At 69.2% G+C, this 18334-nt stretch carries 11 protein-coding genes; 7 read left to right on the plus strand and 4 right to left on the minus strand.

The window, feature by feature from the left end; all coding sequences use genetic code 11:
• Positions 1-320 precede the first annotated feature (320 nt).
• The 5 genes from BO996_RS16450 (at position 321) to BO996_RS16470 (ending at position 11830) form a co-directional block, all read left to right on the plus strand.
• Entirely contained in the window at positions 321-3599 is a 3279-nt protein-coding gene (locus tag BO996_RS16450; protein WP_071955689.1) for a bifunctional diguanylate cyclase/phosphodiesterase, read from the plus strand.
• A gap of 133 nt (positions 3600-3732) precedes the next feature.
• Positions 3733-7260: a chromosome segregation protein SMC gene (gene smc / locus BO996_RS16455; protein ID WP_071955691.1), complete on the plus strand. Its 3528-nt coding sequence runs from the start codon at positions 3733-3735 to the stop codon at positions 7258-7260.
• A gap of 57 nt (positions 7261-7317) precedes the next feature.
• The gene (locus BO996_RS16460; protein WP_071955693.1) at positions 7318-8664 is read left to right on the plus strand and encodes a cell division protein ZipA C-terminal FtsZ-binding domain-containing protein; all 1347 of its coding nucleotides are present in this window, start codon (positions 7318-7320) and stop codon (positions 8662-8664) included.
• 47 nt (positions 8665-8711) lie between these two features.
• Positions 8712-10823, plus strand: a complete 2112-nt coding sequence (gene ligA / locus BO996_RS16465) for an NAD-dependent DNA ligase LigA (RefSeq protein WP_071955695.1) — start codon at positions 8712-8714, stop codon at positions 10821-10823.
• Positions 10823-11830, plus strand: coding sequence for a patatin-like phospholipase family protein (locus BO996_RS16470; protein ID WP_013802563.1), 1008 nt, complete (start codon positions 10823-10825; stop codon positions 11828-11830). Before ligA ends, BO996_RS16470 begins: the two co-directional genes overlap by 1 nt.
• A gap of 70 nt (positions 11831-11900) precedes the next feature.
• Here the strand turns inward: BO996_RS16470 and BO996_RS16475 are convergent, their stop codons facing one another.
• The 3 genes from BO996_RS16475 to BO996_RS16485 form a co-directional block, all read right to left on the minus strand.
• On the minus strand, positions 11901-14765 hold the full coding sequence (locus BO996_RS16475) for a chemotaxis protein CheW (RefSeq protein ID WP_071955698.1): 2865 nt from the start codon (positions 14763-14765) through the stop codon (positions 11901-11903).
• 252 nt (positions 14766-15017) lie between these two features.
• Entirely contained in the window at positions 15018-15581 is a 564-nt protein-coding gene (locus BO996_RS16480; RefSeq protein ID WP_012205429.1) for an NUDIX hydrolase, read from the minus strand.
• A 147-nt stretch (positions 15582-15728) separates the two neighbouring features.
• Entirely contained in the window at positions 15729-16424 is a 696-nt protein-coding gene (locus tag BO996_RS16485) for a fumarylacetoacetate hydrolase family protein (protein ID WP_071955700.1), read from the minus strand.
• A gap of 133 nt (positions 16425-16557) precedes the next feature.
• Here BO996_RS16485 and maiA point away from each other — a divergent pair, with 133 nt between their 5' ends.
• Positions 16558-17223, plus strand: a complete 666-nt coding sequence (maiA, locus tag BO996_RS16490) for a maleylacetoacetate isomerase (RefSeq protein ID WP_013802559.1) — start codon at positions 16558-16560, stop codon at positions 17221-17223.
• The gene (gene pgeF / locus BO996_RS16495; RefSeq protein ID WP_071955702.1) at positions 17220-18077 is read left to right on the plus strand and encodes a peptidoglycan editing factor PgeF; all 858 of its coding nucleotides are present in this window, start codon (positions 17220-17222) and stop codon (positions 18075-18077) included. Before maiA ends, pgeF begins: the two co-directional genes overlap by 4 nt.
• Here pgeF and BO996_RS16500 read toward each other — a convergent pair.
• Positions 17997-18332, minus strand: a complete 336-nt coding sequence (locus BO996_RS16500) for a hypothetical protein (protein WP_013802557.1) — start codon at positions 18330-18332, stop codon at positions 17997-17999. The two genes, pgeF and BO996_RS16500, sit on opposite strands and share 81 nt — an antisense overlap.
• Positions 18333-18334 lie beyond the last annotated feature (2 nt).

An 18334-nucleotide genomic window follows, 5' to 3' on the forward strand; every position in this document is an offset into this window, starting at 1 on the left:
GCCCGGCAAGGCCCGGCAGGCCCGGCAGGCCCGGCGGGCTCGGCACAGGGGGCCGGGTGCAAGCACCTTGCTGCCTGCAGTCTAGGGTTTGCCCGTGGAGGTCTTCAGCAAGAGCGCATTCCGACGATAGAGCAAAGGCGTTTGTAGGATTTGTCTTACATATGATTTGCCTGCCGGGTGCCGAAATCCATTTATCCTCGCTCTCTGCTCCACATGGCCTGCCCGGCCTTTTCGGGTGGCTGGCCATGGGGCTGGCAACGAGTGGTTCCGTGCTCCTGGACCGATTCCCCCGTGACTGCCTATTCAGCCTTAGCCGCTCCATGTCAGCTTTTGCCCAGCGCACGCTTGTAGCCATCCGGACCGCCTGGCCAGCCGCCACCGTCATGGCGGTGGGCATGTGCCTGAGCGCCGCGCTCGCCCTGCAGCAGCAGCGGGCGCTGGAGCGCATCGACCTGCAGCGCCATACGCAACAGGCCCAGTCTGCCCGCCAGGCGCTGGAGATGCGCCTGGATGCCTATGCCGTCATGGTCCAGCATGTGGCCAACCAGCTGGCCGCCTCTCCCGAGATGGGGCAGCAGGCCTTCGCGCGCATTGCGCAGGCGCTGCGCATACAGATACAGCCCGGCATGCAGGCGCTGACCTTTACGCGGGCCGCAACGGAGCGCGATCCGGCCAGCCAGGATCCGTCGGCCTCGTTCAGGCCCGATCCCCACTATTTCTTCATCGACTATCTCTGGCCGGTGGAAGGCAATGAATCCATCGCCGGCCTGGACATGCACGACCGCCCCAGTCTCATGGCCAGCATGCTGCGCAGCCGGGACAGCGCGGCTGCCGTGGTCTCGGCGCCGTTTGCCATGAAGCAGCCCGGCGAGCATGCCACCGCCGTGCTGGTGCGCGCGCCCGTCTTTGCGCTGGCGGACCACCAGTCCCCGGATGGCACGGCCGCGCATCCGCTGTTCCTGGGAACGGCCGATGTCAGCATTCGTGTGCACGACCTGGTGCAGGACCTGCATGAGCGCGGTTTCCTGGGCCGGCTAGCGCTGGCCATGCATGATGCAGGCCCGGTCTCGCCCCTGCCGCCGGCCGGCGTATCGCCGCTGCCGCTGTATCTGGGTGCTGCCTGGCCCGAGCGCGGGCAGGAAGCGGTAGGCCTGGGCGATACCGGCCAGGTGGTGCTGGAGCAGACGCTGCAGGCCCAGGACCGGCTGTGGCGTCTGAACTTCATTCCCGTGAGCACGGCCCTGTCCTGGACCGAGCGCGCCCAGCCCCTGGTGTTGTTTGCGCTGGGCATGCTGGTGTCAGTCCTGCTGGCCTCGCTGGCGGCAGCCTGGTGGCGGCGCCATCCGTCCAGCTGGGCGCAGCTGCGTGCCTCTTCCCGCAGCATGCGCGAGAGCGATGCCCGCTTTCAGGCACTGTTCGAGCAGGCCGCCGTGGGCGTGGTGCAGATCGACGCGGCCAACGGCAATGTCCTGCATGTGAACCGCAGGTATTGCGACATCACCGGCCACGAGGCACAGCAGCTGTGCCAGCGCCCCCTGCTGGCCCTGGTGGCCGCCGAAACGGTGGAGGGCGACAGGCTGCTGCTGCAGGAACTGGCTGCGGGCCAGCGCCGCGCCCTGCAGATCGAGCGGCAGCTGCGGCGCAGCGACGGCAGCCTGGTCTGGGTGGAACTGCACATCTCCGCGCTGGGCCACGGCCCATCGCTGCGGCTGATGGCCCTGGTGCAGGACATCAGCGCGCGCCGCCACTTGCAGCAAATGCAGCGCGACGGATCGCGCCACCTGCGCATGGTCATCCAGCGCCTGCCCCTGGGCCTGGCCATGCTGCAGGAGGATGGCCGCTTCGCCTACTGGAACGAGGAATTCATGCGCCTGGCAGGCCATGGCGCCACGGCCGGCATGGATGGCGACGGCTGGTGGCGCAACATGTGCCCGGATGAAGCGCGCCGCCAGCGTATGCAGCGCCGCTTCGAGGCTGCGCAGGCGCGGGCGCGCGTTGCCCAAAGCCCCCATGGCAGCGAGTCCGACAGCTGCGGCACCCTCAACTCCGAGGAGTACCAGCTCATAGGCAGCGACGGCTGCGCGCGCTCCGTATCCATCGGCGGCATGCTGCTGGACGAAGGCTGCCTGCTGATCCTGCAGGACCAGAGCCAGCGCAAGACCGCCGAAGAGGAAATTCGCCGCCTGGCCTTCTACGATGCGCTCACCGGCCTGCCCAACCGCCGCCTGCTGGTGGACCGGCTGCAGCAGGCGCTGGCCTCCAGCCGCCGTCGCGGACGCTGTGGCGCCGTCATGCTGCTGGACGTGGACAACTTCAAGGCCTTCAACGACAGCCTGGGGCTGGAACTGGGCGACGTGCTGCTGCGCATGATTGCCGAGCGACTGGCCCAGTCCCTGGGCCGCGAGGCCACGCTGGCCCGCCACAGCGGCGATGACTTCGTCGTGCTGCTGGAGGACCTGGGCAAGGACTCCATGCACGCCGCCTCCAAGCTCGAAGGCGAGGTCCAGCGCATGCGTTCGCTGCTGCTGCAACCGCTGCAACTGAGTGGCCAGTCCTGCCACATCACGCTGAGCATCGGCGCCAGCCTGTTCGGCGAGCAGGAACTCAGTGCCGACGAGGTGCTGCGCCGTGCCGAGATGGCCATGTACCAGGCCAAGGGCATGGGGCGCAACACGCTGCAGTTCTTCGATCCGCAACTGCAGGCCGTGCTCAGATCGCGCACGGCCATGGAGCAGGAAATGCGCGAGGGCCTGGTGCGCTCGCAATTCGTCCTGTACTACCAGCCGCAGGTGGCGAACGGGCGCATCGTCGGCGCCGAGGGCCTGCTGCGCTGGAACCACCCGCGCGAAGGGCTGGTGCCGCCGTCGCTCTTCGTCTCGCTGGCCGAGGAAACGGGCCTGATCCAGCAACTGGGCGAATGGGTGCTGGGCGAGGCCTGCCGGCAACTGGCGCAATGGGCGGCGGAGCCGGACATGGCCTGCCTGATGCTGGCCGTCAACGTCAGCCCGCGCCAGTTCCACCAGGCGCGCTTCGTGGAGCAGGTGCTGCAGGCGCTCAAGGAGCACGGTGCCAATCCGCGCCTGCTCAAGCTGGAGCTGACGGAAAGCCTGCTGCTGGCCGACGTGGACGACACGGCGGCCAAGATGGCCACGCTCAAGGCACACGGCGTGGGGTTCTCGCTGGACGACTTCGGCACCGGCTACTCCTCACTGGCCTATCTCAAGCGCCTGCCGCTGGACCAGCTCAAGATCGACCGCAGCTTCGTGCGCGACGTGCTCAGCGACCCCAACGACGCGGCCATTGCGCGCACCATCGTCGCCCTGGGCACCAGCCTGGGCCTGCAGGTCATCGCCGAGGGTGTGGAGACCGAGGCGCAGCGCCAGTTCCTCGAAGACCAGCACTGCCATGCCTGGCAGGGCTACCTGCTCAGCCCGCCCGTGCCCGTGCGCAGCTTCGAGGCACTGGTGCGCCAGGCCATCGTGTCGCGCCCTCCGGCCCTGAGCCCGGCGAACCTGCCGCAGGAGGCGCAGGACCGGCCCCAGGTGGTGGAGTGCACGGATGGCAGCGGGGTGCCGGACGCCCCCTCAAACCATTCTTGACATTCGACACGGCCCCGCGCGGGCCGCTTTCCATTCTTGAGCAGGGGTGGCGCGCGGTATCATTCCGAGCTTCCCTGTTGTTCCCCCACGTCCTCATTCGTCCGTTCGCCGCGGACCGCCATCTGCCTGCATCGTGCGCCTGAATTCCATCAAGCTGTCCGGCTTCAAGTCCTTCGCCGAGCCCACCAACTTCATGCTGCCGGGGCAACTGGTGGGCGTGGTGGGCCCCAACGGCTGCGGCAAGTCCAACATCATGGATGCGGTGCGCTGGGTGCTGGGCGAGAGCAAGGCCAGCGAGCTGCGCGGCGAGTCCATGCAGGACGTGATCTTCAACGGCACCACGCACCGCAAGCCGGCCAGCCGCTCCAGCGTGGAGCTGGTGTTCGACAACAGTGACCACCGCGCGGGCGGCCAGTGGGGCCAGTTCGGCGAGATCGCCGTCAAGCGCGTGCTCACGCGCGAGGGCAACAGCAGCTACTTCATCAACAACCAGGCCGTGCGCCGCCGCGATGTGCAGGACGTGTTCCTGGGCACGGGCCTGGGCCCGCGCGCCTACGCCATCATCGGGCAGGGCACGATCAGCCGCATCATCGAGTCGCGCCCCGAGGAACTGCGCCTGTTCCTGGAAGAGGCCGCAGGCGTGTCCAAGTACAAGGAGCGCCGGCGCGAGACCGAGAACCGGCTCTCGGCCACCACCGAGAACCTCACGCGCGTGGAAGACATCCTGCGCGAGCTCAACAACAACCTCGACCGGCTGGAAAAGCAGGCCGAGGTGGCGGCCCAGTACAACGCGCTGCAGTCCCAGGTCACGCTCAAGCAGCAGCAGCTGTGGTTCCTCAAGCGCGCCGAGGCCGAGGCCGAGCAGGACCGCGTGCGTGTGGAGGGCCTGCAGGCCGTCAACGAGCTCGAAGAGCGCATGGCCGACATCCGCAACAACGAAAGCGGACTCGAAACCCTGCGCCAGGCGCACTACGACGCCAGCGACCAGGTCAACCAGGCCCAGGCCAAGCTCTACGAATCCACGGCCGAAGTCGGCAAGCTGGAGGCCGAGATCCGCTACGTGCTCGAAGGCCGCCAGCGCGTGCAGCAGCGGCTGCAGCAGCTGTCCGAGCAGGTGCTGCTGTGGAACAGCCGCCGCGAGGAAGCCGAAGCCGAGATCGAGAACCTCGAAGGCGCCGGCATGGACGCCGAGGAACAGGCCGAGATGCTGGCCGCCCAGGTCGAGGAGCAAAGCATGCGCCTGCCCGACCTGGAGGACGCCCTGCGCAATGCCCAGAAGGCCGACACCGACCAGCGCGCCAGCGTGGTCCAGGTGCAGCAGCAGATCCAGGTGCTGGCCGCCGAGCAGCGCAGCCTGGATGAGCAGCGCCGCCAGTTCGAGACCCGCTTCGAGCGCCTGCGCGCCGACCGCAACGCGCTGGAGACGCCCGACGAGGCCCGCCTGAACAATCTGCAGTCCCAGCTGGAAGAGGCGCGCGAACTGGCTGAAATGGCCGATGCCGTGCTCAACGAGCTGCAGGACTCCGTGCCTCAGCTCGACGAGGACCGCCGCACGCGCCAGCAGGCCGTCAACGCCGAGGCCGCGCGCCACGCGGACCTGTCGGCGCGGCTGGAAGCGCTCAAGGCCCTGCAGGAAAAGGTCAAGACAGACGGCAAGCTCCAGCCCTGGCTGGCCAAGCACGGCCTGGACGGCATGCAGGGCCTGTGGAGCCGCATTGCCATCGAGCCCGGCTGGGAAAACGCGCTGGAGGCCGCGCTGCGCGAGCGCCTGGGCGCGCTGGAAGTGGGCCGGCTCGACATGGTGCGTGGCTTTCTGGGCTCAGGCGGGCACGATGCGCCGCCCGCGCGCCTGGCCTTCTTCAGCCCCCCGCAAGGCGCGCCCGCGCCGGCCGCTGGCCGCTGGCAGCACCTTTCGGACCTGCTGCGCGTGAACGATGCCGGCCTGCGCGCCGTGCTCGGCGACTGGCTGCAGGACTGCTACACGGCGCCCACGCTGGAAGAGGCGCTGTCGCGCCGCGGCGAACTGCGGCCCGGTGAAACCGTCTACGTGCCCACGGGCCATGCCGTCAGCAGCCACAGCGTGAGCTTTTATGCGCAGGACTCGGAGCAATCCGGCCTGCTGGCACGCGCCCAGGAAATCGAGCACCTTGAAAAGGAAGTGCGTGCCCAGGCGCTGATCTCCGACGAATCGCGCACGGCCCTGGTGCGTGCCGAAAGCGCCTATGCCGAGGCCTCGCAGCGCCTGGTCAGCGCCCGGCGCGAAGCCAGCGAATCGCAAAGCCGTGCCCACGAGCTGCAGGTCGAGACGCTGCGCCTGTCGCAGCTGGCCGAGCAGGCCCGTGCACGCAATGCCCAGATCAGCGCCGACCTGGCCGAGGTCGAGGCCCAGTTGTCCGACATCGAGGAGCGCCGCGTGGCGGCCGAGGCCCGCTTCGAGGAACTGGACATGCAACTGGCCGACAGCCAGGAGCGCCATGCCCAGCTCGGCGACAAGGTGCTGGAGTCCGAGCGGCGCCTGAACGAATCGCGCGAGCAGCTGCGCACGCTGGAACGCCAGGCCCAGGAGGCCACTTTCTCGCGCCGCAGCCTGGAAGCGCGCCGGGGCGAACTCAGCCGCACCATAGAGACGGCCAGCCAGCAGGCCCGCTCCCTGGCCGACGAGCAGCAGCGCGCGCAGGACGAGCTCACGCGCCTGACCGATGCCGCGGCCCAGGGCGGCCTGCAGGATGCGCTGGATTTGAAGATGCAGCGCGAGCAGGCCGTGGCCGCGCGCCGCAGCGAATATGACGACCTGACCAACAAGCTGCGCGCCAGCGACGAACGCCGCCAGCAACTGGAAAAGGCGCTGGACCCGCTGCGCCAGCGCATCACCGAATTCCAGCTCAAGGAGCAGGCCGCGCGCCTGGGCCTGGAGCAGTACTCCACCTTGCTGGAAGAGGCGGGCGCCGACCTGGCCGCCGTCTCCCAGTCCATTGCCGAGGCCAATGTGCGCATGCACGGCCTGCAGGGCGAGATCGACCGCCTGCACCGCGAGATCGCGGCCCTGGGCGCGGTCAACCTGGCGGCGCTGGACGAGCTGAAGCTGGCGCGCGAGCGCAAGACCTTCCTCGACGCGCAGACCGAGGACCTGACCCAGGCCATGAACACGCTGGAAGATGCCATCCGCAAGATCGACGCCGAGACGCGCGAGCTGCTGTCGGGCACCTTCGAGACCGTGAACGGGCATTTCGGGCGCATGTTCCCCGAGCTGTTTGGCGGCGGGCAGGCCAAGCTGGTCATCACGGGCGATGAAATCCTGGACTCGGGCGTGCAGGTGATCGCGCAGCCGCCCGGCAAGAAGAACCAGACGATTCACCTGCTGTCGGGTGGCGAGAAGGCGCTGACGGCGATCGCGCTGGTCTTCGCCATCTTCCAGCTCAACCCGGCGCCGTTCTGTCTGCTGGACGAGGTGGATGCGCCGCTGGACGATGCCAACACCGAGCGCTATGCCAAGCTGGTGGCCAGCATGAGCAAAAGCACTCAGTTCCTGTTCATCAGCCACAACAAGATCGCCATGGAAATGGCCCAGCAGCTCATCGGCGTGACCATGCAGGAGCAGGGCGTGTCCCGCATCGTGGCCGTGGACATGGAGTCCGCGCTGTCCATGGCTGAGCTATCCTGAGCATGTCCGCAACCTTTCAAACCCCTTTGCTGGAACGACGTTTCATTCCTTCATTCCATGAGTAACCTGCAAATCAGTCTGGCCGTCCTGGGCTTTGTGGTGCTGGCCCTGATCATTGCCTACAACAGCTGGTCCGCGCGCCGCAATGCACCCAAGCGCGCCGACCCCGTCGATGAAGCGCAGCGCGATCCCTCGCGCCATGAGCCCGGCATGGACACCGTGGGCCACGGCCCGGACCTGACGCACAGCCTGCGCGAGCCCGTGCTGGGCGACTTCGGCACCGCCGCGCCGGGCCAGAGCCCTGCCTCCGCAGACCGCTTTGCCGAAACCGACGCCGAGCTGGCCCATCTGGTTCAGCTCGAAGAGCAGCAGCGCCAGGCCGCGGCCCAGGCTGCGCTGGCGGCCAAGGCCGCCCAGGCAGTGCAGTCCGCGCAGGCCGCCCATGCCCTGCAGGCGGGCGAAGACGCCAGCGCATCGGCACCCGCATCTGAATCTGTGTCCGCGCCTGTGGCGTCCCCGTCGGCACCGCAGTCCATCGAGCCTTCCCTCAATGACGCGGCCCTGACCAGCGCGGCCGCCAGCCGTCCGGGTCTGGATGCGCTGATCGACGCCATTGCCCCCGTGCAGGTCGGCCAGGCCGTGCCTGGCGAACTGGCGCTGCAGGCCCAGCCCGCCACGCGGCGCGCGGGCAACAAGCCCTTTGCGATCGAGGGCATGAACCAGTCCACCCACCAGTGGGAGCCGCTGCAGCCCGGCCAGCGCTACCTGGGTTTTCAGGCCGGCGTGCAGCTGGCCAACCGCACAGGTGCGCTCAACGAGATCGAGTTCTCCGAGTTCGTTGCCAAGGTGCAGCGCTTTGCCGACGCGCTGGGCGCCACGCCCGACGTGCCCGACATGCTGCAGGAAGTGGCGCGTGCGCGCGAGCTCGACCAGTTCGCCAGCGAGCACGACGCCCAGCTCACCTTCATGCTGCGCGCACGCCAGGCCTCCTGGAGCGCGGGCTACGTGCAGCAGAACGCATCGCGCCAGGGCTTTCTGCCGGGCTCCATGCCCGGGCGCATGGCCCTGCCTTCGCCCACGCCCGGCATGCCGCCGGTGCTGGTGCTCAACTACGACCCGCAGGCGGCGATGGCCGACGACCTGGACACCTCGGTGGTGCGCGAGTTCCTGCTGAGCCTGGACGTGCCCCAGGTGCCGCGCGGCGAGCAGGCCTTCGTGCAGTTGCGCCAGGTGGCCGAGCGCCTGTGCCAGACCATGGACGGCGTGCTCTGCGACCAGAACGGCTACCTGCTGCCGGCCATGGCGCTGGACCCCATCCAGCACGACCTGGAACATCTCTATGACAAGCTCGACAGCCGCGAGCTGTCGGCGGGCTCCATGCTGGCGCGGCGACTGTTCAGCTGACGCGGCGCGGTGCCCCTGGTGCACAACAGGCTCCTGGCCTCAACCCCATGAATGACAATCTGGATCTTTTCTCCGGCGCAGCCCCCGCGGCGCCGGAGTCCGGGGCCGCCCCCGACAAGGTGCTGGCCAAGGTGCAGGCGCTGCGCGCCCAGCTCAACCAATGGGCGCATGAGTACTACGTGCTGGACACGCCCACCGTGCCCGATGGCGAGTACGACCGCGTCTTCCAGCAACTGCAGGCGCTGGAAGGTGCCTACCCCGAACTGGTCACGCCGGACTCGCCCACGCAGCGCGTGATCGGCGCCGTGCTCGACGGCCTGATGCCCGTGCGCCATGCCGTGCCCATGCTCAGCATCCGCACCGAGACCGACAACGAGGCCACGGGGGCCGAGGCCTTCGACGCACGCATCCGCAAGGAGCTGGAACTGGCCGAAGGCGCGCCGCCCGTGGAGTACGTGGCCGAGCCCAAGTTCGACGGCCTGGCCATGAACCTGCGCTACGAGAACGGCCGCCTGGTGCAGGCCACCACGCGCGGCGACGGCGAGGTGGGCGAGGATGTCACCCACAACATCCGCACCATCCGCAAGATTCCGCTGTCCCTGCCCGAAGGCAAGGGCGTGCCGCCCGTGGTCGAGGTGCGCGGCGAGGTCTACATGGGCCGCGCCGACTTCGTCAAGCTCAACGAGCGCCAGCAGGCCGCTGGCGGCAAGAGCTTTGCCAATCCGCGCAATGCGGCGGCAGGCTCGGTGCGCCAGCTGGACTCGGGCATTGCGGCGCAGCGCCCGCTGTCCTTCTTCGCCTATGGCCTGGGCGAGATCACGCCGGCTGCCCAGGGCGGCCCCGACTTCGTCACCCACTACGCCATGCTGCAGACGCTGCGCGACTGGGGCTTTCCGGTGGCGCCCCAGGTCTGCATCGCCAAGGGCGCGGCCGAGCTGGTGGCCTTCCACCAGCGCATGGGCGCCGAGCGCGCCACGCTGCCCTACGAGATCGACGGCGTGGTCTACAAGGTCAACAGCCTGGCCCAGCAGCGCCAGCTGGGCTTTGTCTCGCGCGAGCCGCGCTGGGCCGTGGCCCACAAGTACCCGGCCGAGGAAATGCCCACGCGCATGGAAGGCATCGACATACAGGTCGGCCGCACGGGCAAGCTCACGCCCGTGGCGCGCCTGGCCCCCGTGGCGGTGGGCGGCGTCATCGTCACCAATGCCACGCTGCACAACCTGTTCGAGATCCGCAAGAAGCGCGTGCGCACGGGCGACACCGTGGTCGTGCGCCGCGCCGGTGACGTGATCCCCGAGGTCGTGGGCCGCGTGCCCGGCGACCGGCCGGCCTATGTGCCCAACTTCCGCATGCCCGCTGCATGCCCCATCTGCGGCAGCGCCGTGGCGCGGCCCAAGGGCGAGGCCAACCACCGCTGCACGGGCGGCCTGTTCTGCCCGGCGCAGCGCAAGGAGGCCATCCTGCACTTTGCCGCGCGGCGCGCCATGGACATCGAGGGCCTGGGCGACAAGCTGGTGGACCAGTTGGTGGACGGCCATGTGGTGCGCACGCTGCCCGACCTCTACCGCCTGGGCCTGGTGGCCCTGGCATCGCTGGACCGCATGGCCGAGAAGTCGGCCCAGAACGTGCTGGACGCGCTGGAAAAATCCAAGAAGACCACGCTGGCGCGGTTCCTCTTCGGCTTGGGCATCCGCCAGGTGGGCGAGTCCACGGCCAAGGACCTGGCCCGCCACTTTGGCCAGCTGGACGCCATCATGGACGCCAGCGTCGAGCAACTGCTGCAGGTGCGCGACGTGGGGCCCATCGTGGCCGAAAGCATCCACACCTTCTTCGCCCAGCCCCACAACCGCGAGGTGGTCGAGCAACTGCGTGCCTGCGGCGTGCACTGGGAAGAGGGCGCGGCGCGCGAGCAGACCGCCCAGCCGCTGGCCGGCATGACCGTGGTGCTCACCGGCACGCTGCCCACGCTGGGCCGCGACCAGGCCAAGGAGATGCTGGAGGCCGCTGGCGCCAAGGTCTCCGGCTCGGTCAGCAAGAAGACCAGCTATGTGGTGGCCGGCGCCGAGGCCGGCAGCAAGCTGGCCAAGGCCGAGGAACTGGGCGTGACCGTGCTGGACGAGGCCGGCATGCTGGCGCTGCTGGCGGGCGGGGACCACTGATGGCGCTGAGTCCGCGCAAACCCGTGGTCGGCCTGGCGTTGGGCAGCGGGTCGGCGCGTGGCTGGGCGCATTTCGGCGTGCTGCGCGCGCTGGAGGATGCGGGCCTGAGGCCCGACATCATCTGCGGCTCGTCCATCGGCGCCCTGGTCGGTGCCTCCTATGCGGCTGGCGAGATGCAGCGCTTCGAGGAATGGGTGCTGGGACTGGGCATGCGCAAGGTGTTCGGTTTCATGGACTTCAACATCACGGGCGGCATGCTCAAGGGCGAGAAGCTGATCGCGTTCTGGCGCGAGCACTTCGTGGACTCGGCCATCGAGGACCTGAAGATTCCCTTCGGCGCCGTGGCCACCGACCTGCATTCGGGCGCCGAGGTCTGGCTGCGCAAGGGCTCCATCGCCGATGCCGTGCGTGCCTCCATCGCGCTGCCCGGCCTGTTCACGCCCGTGCAGCGCGAGGGGCGGCTGCTGGTCGATGGGGGCATCGTCAACCCCGTGCCCGCCTCGCTGGCGCGCGCCATGGGCGCGGACATCGTGATCGCGGTCGATCTCAATGCCGACATCATGCGGCGCCACATGCGGCCGCTGGCTCCCTCCGCCGCCATGGCTGCCGCGCCGCCACTGGAGGAAGCCCCGCCCGCTGTGGAGCAGGGCGTGGCGCCCGAAGACTTGGCGGGCCAGGCCAGTGCCGTGGCCGGCACGGCCTGGGTGCGCAGGCTGCAGCGCGGCGTGATGGGGTGGATGCCCGGCCACCACCGCGACGAGGCAGGCCGCGAGACCGAGCCGCCGCCGCGGCCGCCCTCGCTGCTGGACGTGGTGATGACCAGCGTCAACATCATGCAGATGCGCATCACGCGCAGCCGCATGGCGGGTGACCCGCCCGAGCTGGTGATCGCGCCGCGCCTGTCCCACCTGGGCCTGCTGGACTTCCACCGCGCCCGCGAGGCCATCGACGAAGGCTACGAGGCAGCGCAGGCCGCGTTGCCGGGCCTGCGCCACTGGGGCCTTTGAGGCGCTAAAGGTGCGGCGCACCCGACAGGCCCGGCGCGCCCGACATGTCCATAGGCCCGACAGGCCCGGGCTACGCCGCCTCCCTTTCCACGCTGACCGCATTGCGGTCGGCATTGGCCGCGGCAACGCGCGAAGGCTGCAGCCTTCGCATCAGCGCGGCGGGGTCCAGGCACTGGATCAGCGGCAGGCCCGAGTCGGCATGCACCAGCTTGCGCACCAGGGCCGTCGCGGTGTCGGCCGCGTTCAGCATGGGCGAATCCACCAGCGCGCTGGCTGGCAGCCGGTGTACGCCCTGCAGCGCGCTGACCAGCAGGCCCACGCGCAGGCCGCCATGCTGGACCACGATGACCTGTGACTGCTCGGTGACCACGCCGGGCTGGCCCTGCAGCAGCGCGGCCAGGTCGAACACCCAGACATAGCCGCTGACGCTGCCCTGGCTGCGCCGTGCCAGCGCGCCCACGCAAAACGGCAGCCGTCCTGCCGCCACGGGCGAGATGGCGCTGGCGGGCAGGGCCTCGCAGACATCAACCGCGCGCAGGGCCAGCAGGCTGGCGCCCACGTAGAAGCTGGCCAGTTCCACAGGCGCGTCGCCGCTGCCATGCGCGGCGCGCCCGTGCCCGTGCCCCTGCGTGGCGGGCCGGGCACCATCGAGGCGGGTGGCCGACGCCAGCCGCAGCGCGCGGTTGCGCGCATCGGCATGCACGGGGCCCAGCCGCTGCAGGCTCAGGCTGACGAGGCCTGCCAGTGTGTCGTCCGTTGCGCTTTCTTTTGCATCGCGTGCCGCGCCCTGGTCCAGCCGGAACTCGCGGTAGCCGCGCCCGGCGGCCATGCCGACAATGCAGTAGTGGCCTTCGATCTCCTCGATGCTGCTGCGCACCTCGCCATCGGCCAGCGATGCCAGGCCAGCCACGCCTGCGATGCAGCTGCCCAGCGGGCGCCCGCCATGGCTGGCAGCGACGATGCGCCCGTCACGCGCCACGTAGAAGGCTTCCATCGGCAGGCGCGGCAGGCCGCTGTCTTCGGGATCGGTGGCTGCAGCGTGCTCTGCCGTTGCTGCCTGCTCTGGCGCTGCGGCCTGCAGCATGGCCTGCAGCTCCCGCCGCGTGTGGAACAGCAGGGCGATGCCGCCGATGACGGGGCCCTGATCGCCGCCGTGTGCATGTCCGTGCGCCTGTTCACTCTCAGGCGATGGCGCGCGCAGCGCGGCATGGTAGACATGGACGGGCAGGCCTCCATCGTCCATCTCCTGCACGTGGTAGGCCTGGGCATCGCGCAGCAGCACAGTGGCCTGCAGGGCCGATGCCTGCACGCGCGTGCCGGGAGCCAGGGGCAGGCCGGCCTCGTCCTCATGGCTGCAGGCCAGCACCAGGCCCTGGGCGTCATACAGCGCAATGCGCGCATAGACGGTGTACAGCGCATTGAGCTGCTCCAGCAGCCGCTGCGCGCTGTCGTGGGCCTGTACCGACAGGGCCAGGCAGCCGCTGTTGTCCTCCAGCACCTTTTGCAGGCCGGGCGTCAGGGCCCACCAGCGGCAGTCGTTGGCACGTTCATAGAGATTGCGCTCCAGCAGATCCATCAGCAGCCGGTTCAGCGTGCTGTGCTCCTGCAGCCGGGTGGACAGCGCGGTCTCATGCAGGCCGTGAATGGCGCGTGTGAACACGGCATGGGTCAGGTCGCCGGTCTCTCCCATCTGCTCCAGCACGGCCTGCAGCGGGTCCGGGTGGGCCGTGCCCTGCACGGGGGACTCCGGCGCCTGGCTGGCAGCCAGCACCTGGCCATTCCAGACCACGCGGCGAATGTCGTCGGCCGCGCGGGCCATGGCGTGCAGCGGCGGGCAAAAGCCGCGCGCCTGGGCCATCAGCCCCTCGGCAATGGCCGGCTCCAGCGCCTGCAGCACCTGCGGTCTTTGCTGCGCGGCGAAGGCCAGGTCCAGCGGTGCCATCACCTGGGTCTGCCAGCCCTGCGGCCCCGCGTAGCCCTGGTAGGGCAGGGCGCGCGCCGTGCGCACCAGGTAGGTGCGGCCTGCATGGATCAGCGGCTGCACGGCATCACCATGGTGCATGGGCACGCGGCTGCCGGGGGCTATCCAGTGGGCATCGCTGCTGGCGATGACCAGTCCGCCCTCGTCCAGCAGCAGCCCCACCTGGGCACGCGGCCCGCCAGAGGCAAAGATGGCCTGCATCTCGGCGGCGAAGTCGAAGCTCAGGCATAGCACGCCGAGCACCGCCATGGTGCGTGGGTGCAGCAGGCGCTGCGCGTAGATCAGGCGGTCAGCGCCCGGCAGCACGCAACTGGCGCCGAAATGGCTGACATGGCCGGCCTGCTGCAGGGACTGCTGGAACCAGGCCTCGGCACAGGGCGGTGGCGGCTTGCGGCCTGCCTGCGCCTGGGCACGTGCGCAGACCTGGCCTTGCGTGTCCAGCAGCAGGATGTCGTCATACACCGTGTACTTGGCTCGGTAGCTCTGCAGGTGCGCCTGCAAGTGCGCCTGCAGCGGTGCCTGCCATGCGCGCAGACCGCCGGCCGCCATGTCGGGCAGGCCGCAGTCATCGCCATCGCCATCGCCATCGTCAAGCCGGGCCATGGCCTCGCACAGCACGGTATCGGCGGCGAGAAAGCCGACATCGGCCGTGCGCTCGTACAGGCTTCGCACCAGCAGGTCGATGGCATGGGCGGACTGCATGCCCAGCTGGGCCATGGCCTCCTGCGCGGACTGCGCCAGCTGCGACTGCAGCAGGCCTTGCTCCAGCTGCTCCAGTCCCTGGCGCGTGTCGGTGAGCATGGACACCAGGGCCTGCCCCTGCTGCGAGGCCTGCATGCGGGCCGAGGCTTCGATGAGCCGCCACATGAGCCGTATTTCGCGCAGGTCGGCGGCGTTGCGGTTGAGTTCCCGCAGGTGGGGAAGAATCAGGTCGGTTGGCAGGGATGTGGCCATGGAGCGCTCCGCAGTCAGGTTCAGGCTGGGTGAAACCCGCTTTCCCCGATCAGGGAAAAGCCTGATGCAACGAGCAAGAAGGAGGCCAGCTTGTGACTAAATGTGTCTGCAAGGTGACACAGGGATGACAGCCCCCCATCCACAGCCCCACCCGCAGCCCCATCGGCGCCACGCCGGGGCATGGCCTGGCGTCACCGGGGTGCGTCCGGCACTGCCGTGCAGCACGGTGGTGCCGGGCGGCGGTGCATGCGCCTACAGGCTCAGGTCGATGGAGTGCACGCGGTGCGCGTCAAGCAGGCCCGCTGCACGGTCCTCGAAGTAGCGCTCCAGCGTCACGCGCACGGTGCGAAAGGCCAGTTCCTCCCAGGGAATCTCGGCCTCGGCAAAGAGGCGGGCCTCCATGGTCTCCGGGCCTGGATAGAACTGCTCGCTGCGCAGGCGAGCGCGGTAGAACAGGTGGACCTGGCTGACCTTGGGCACGTCAACGATGGAAAACAGCGGTCCCATCTCGATGTCGGCACCGGCTTCCTCATCGGTCTCGCGCTGGGCGCCGCGTGCCGTGGTCTCGGCCAGTTCCATGAAGCCGGCAGGCAGGGTCCACAGGCCCCGGCGCGGCTCGATGTTGCGCTTGCACAGCAGCACGCGGCCGTCGTCGGTGACGGGGATGGTGCCGACCACGTTCAGCGGATTCTCGTAATGGATGGTGTGGCAGTGCGGGCACACGGCGCGTTCGCGCGTGTCGCCATCGTCGGGAATGCGGTAGACCACGGCCGTGCCGCAGGCTCGGCAGAACTTGATGGGGCTGCGAAAAATCATGCCGACACCATGGAAGTGAAAGCGCCGCCAGACGGAAGGCAGGAAGGCATTCCGTGCGGCGGACTGTGGGTTCAGAAAAACGAAGGCCGGCAGGCCGGGGAGCGCGCTCCCCGCTGCCTTGCCGGCCTGTCGCCAGGCACAGGGATCTCAGGCGATCTTGACGCTCAAGGGGCTCAGGCCATCGATGCGGCCTTCCAGCAGGTCACCGCGCACCACGGCGGCCACGCCTTCGGGCGTGCCCGTCATGATCAGGTCGCCGGGCTGCAGTTCCCAGGCGGCCGACAGGTGCTCGATGGTCTCGGCAATGTTCCAGATCAGCTTGCCGATGTCGCTGCGCTGGCGGTCGGCGCCATTGACCTGCAGCGAGATCGCGGCCTTGGCGATGTCGCCGGCCTCGGCTGCCGGGGTGATGGGACCGATGGGCGCGGCATGCTCGAAAGCCTTGCCGATGCACCAGGGGCGGCCCTGCTTCTTCATGTCGTTCTGCAGGTCGCGGCGCGTCATGTCCAGGCCCACGGCGTAGCCCCAGATGTAGTCCAGCGCGTCGGCGGCCAGGATGTTCTTGCCCGCCTTGCCGATGGCCACGACGAGCTCGACCTCGTGGTGCAGGTTGGAGGTCAGCGTGGGGTAGGGCATGGTGCCCGTGGTGCCGGCCTCGACGGGCACGATGGCGTCGGCAGGCTTGAGGAAGAAGAAGGGCGGCTCGCGGCCGGTGAAGCCCATCTCCTTGGCGTGCTCTTCGTAGTTGCGGCCCACGCAGTAGATGCGGTGCACGGGAAAACGCTCGGGGCGGCCCAGGACGGGTACGCTGGCCACGGCGGGCGGGTTGAAAACGTAGCTCATGTCGGTGTTCCTCTGGCGCCTTGTCTCGTGGGCGCCGTCGCAAGTGTGCCATGCCTGTGGCCCCGCAGCGGGGCAACGCGATGGCCGGATGAGCCTGAACAGACCCCGGGTCGCACGGTATGCTTTGCGGTCTATGAAGCTCCACACCTACTTCCGCTCGTCGGCCTCCTACCGCGTGCGCATTGCGCTGCAGATCAAGGGCCTGGACTATGAATCCGTACCCGTGCACCTGCTGCGCGGCGACCACAGGGCGCCGGCCTATGCCCAGCATGTCGGCGATGCGCTGGTGCCGGCGCTGGAAACCGAGGACGGCCACTGGCTGACCCAGTCCATGGCCATCATCGAATATCTCGATGAGACCCATGCCGAAATACCGCTGCTGCCGCGCGACGCCCTGGGCCGTGCCCATGTGCGCGCGCTGGCCCAGATGGTGGCCTGCGAGATCCATCCGCTCAACAACCTGCGCGTGCTCAAGTACCTGGTGCGCAACCTGGGTGTCTCCGACGAGGCCAAGAGCGGCTGGTACGTGCATTGGGTGCGCTCCGGCCTGGAAGCCTTCGAGCGCCAGCTGGACCTGCTGGCCGCCGAGCGCGAGGCCGCAGGCCTGGCGCCTTCGCTGTTTTGCTGGGGCGACACGCCCACGCTGGCCGACTGCTGCCTGGTGCCGCAGATCTTCAATGGCCGCCGCTTCAACGTGAGCCTGGATGGCCTGCCACGTCTGGCGGCCATCGTCGATCGCTGCGAGGCACTGCCGGCCTTCCAGAAGGCCCATCCCTCGGCCTGCCCCGACGCGGAATGAGCGCGGCCCGGCCTGACTCCATCCCCGGCAACCTCCCCGGCACCATCCCCGCATCCTGGCTGGTGCCCGAGTGGCCCGCGCCGCCCGGCGTGCACGCGCTGTGCACTTCGCGCGAAGGCGGCGTCAGCACGGCGCCCTGGGGCAGCCTGAACCTGGGCGACCATGTGGGCGATGACCCGCAGGCCGTGCGCACCAACCGCCAGCGGCTGCAGGAGATCGTGCGTGACCATACGCCGGGCGCCTGCGCAGTGTTCCTGCAGCAGGTGCATGGCGTGGATGTCGTGGCCCTGGATGCAGGCAGCGCGCAGGGCCAGGCCTTCGATGCCTGCTTGACCAGCGCCTCGGGCGTGGTCTGCACCATCATGGTGGCCGACTGCCTGCCCGTGCTGCTGGCCCATCGCAGCGGGGCCGTGGTGGGCGCGGCCCATGCGGGTTGGCGCGGGCTGGCGGGCGGGGTGCTGGAGACGCTGTTCGAGCGCTTTGCATGCCAGATCCAGACACCGCCCGGGCAAGCGGCGCAGCAGACCCTGGCCTGGCTCGGACCCGGCATCGGTCCGCGCTCCTTCGAAGTGGGAGCCGAGGTGCGCGCGGCTTTCATCGCGCATGACGCGGCGGCCGGGGCGCATTTCACCGCCGTGCCGCAAGAGGGCGGGGGCGCACCCAAGTACCTGGCCAACCTGGCAGGGCTTGCGCGCCAGCGCCTGGCGGCGCTGGGCATCACCGCCATCTACGGCAATGACGGTGGCGACGCATGGTGCACGGTGCTCAACGGCTCACGGTTCTTTTCGCACCGGCGCGACGCTGCCCGCCTGGGCAGCAGCGGGCGGTTCGCCGCCTGCATCTGGAAGGACTGAGCGCGCCTGCGTGCCGGGGCCGCTCTGCGAGGCCTGCTGCTGCGCCAGCCAGGCCTCGCGCTCGGCCAATTCGCGTGCATGGCGTTTTCGCTTGCGCGCGGGCGTGCCCATGATGTAGATCACGATGGACAGAGGCAGCAGTCCATAGAGTGCGAACGTGATCACGGCGCCGAGTATGCTGCCCGTGGGGCTGGCGGCCTCGGCCACTGCCATCATCAGAGTGACATACAGCCAGGCGATAACAACGAGATACATGG

Origin of the sequence: Delftia sp. HK171, assembly GCF_001886655.1 — a bacterium.
Lineage (GTDB): Bacteria > Pseudomonadota > Gammaproteobacteria > Burkholderiales > Burkholderiaceae_C > Comamonas > Comamonas acidovorans.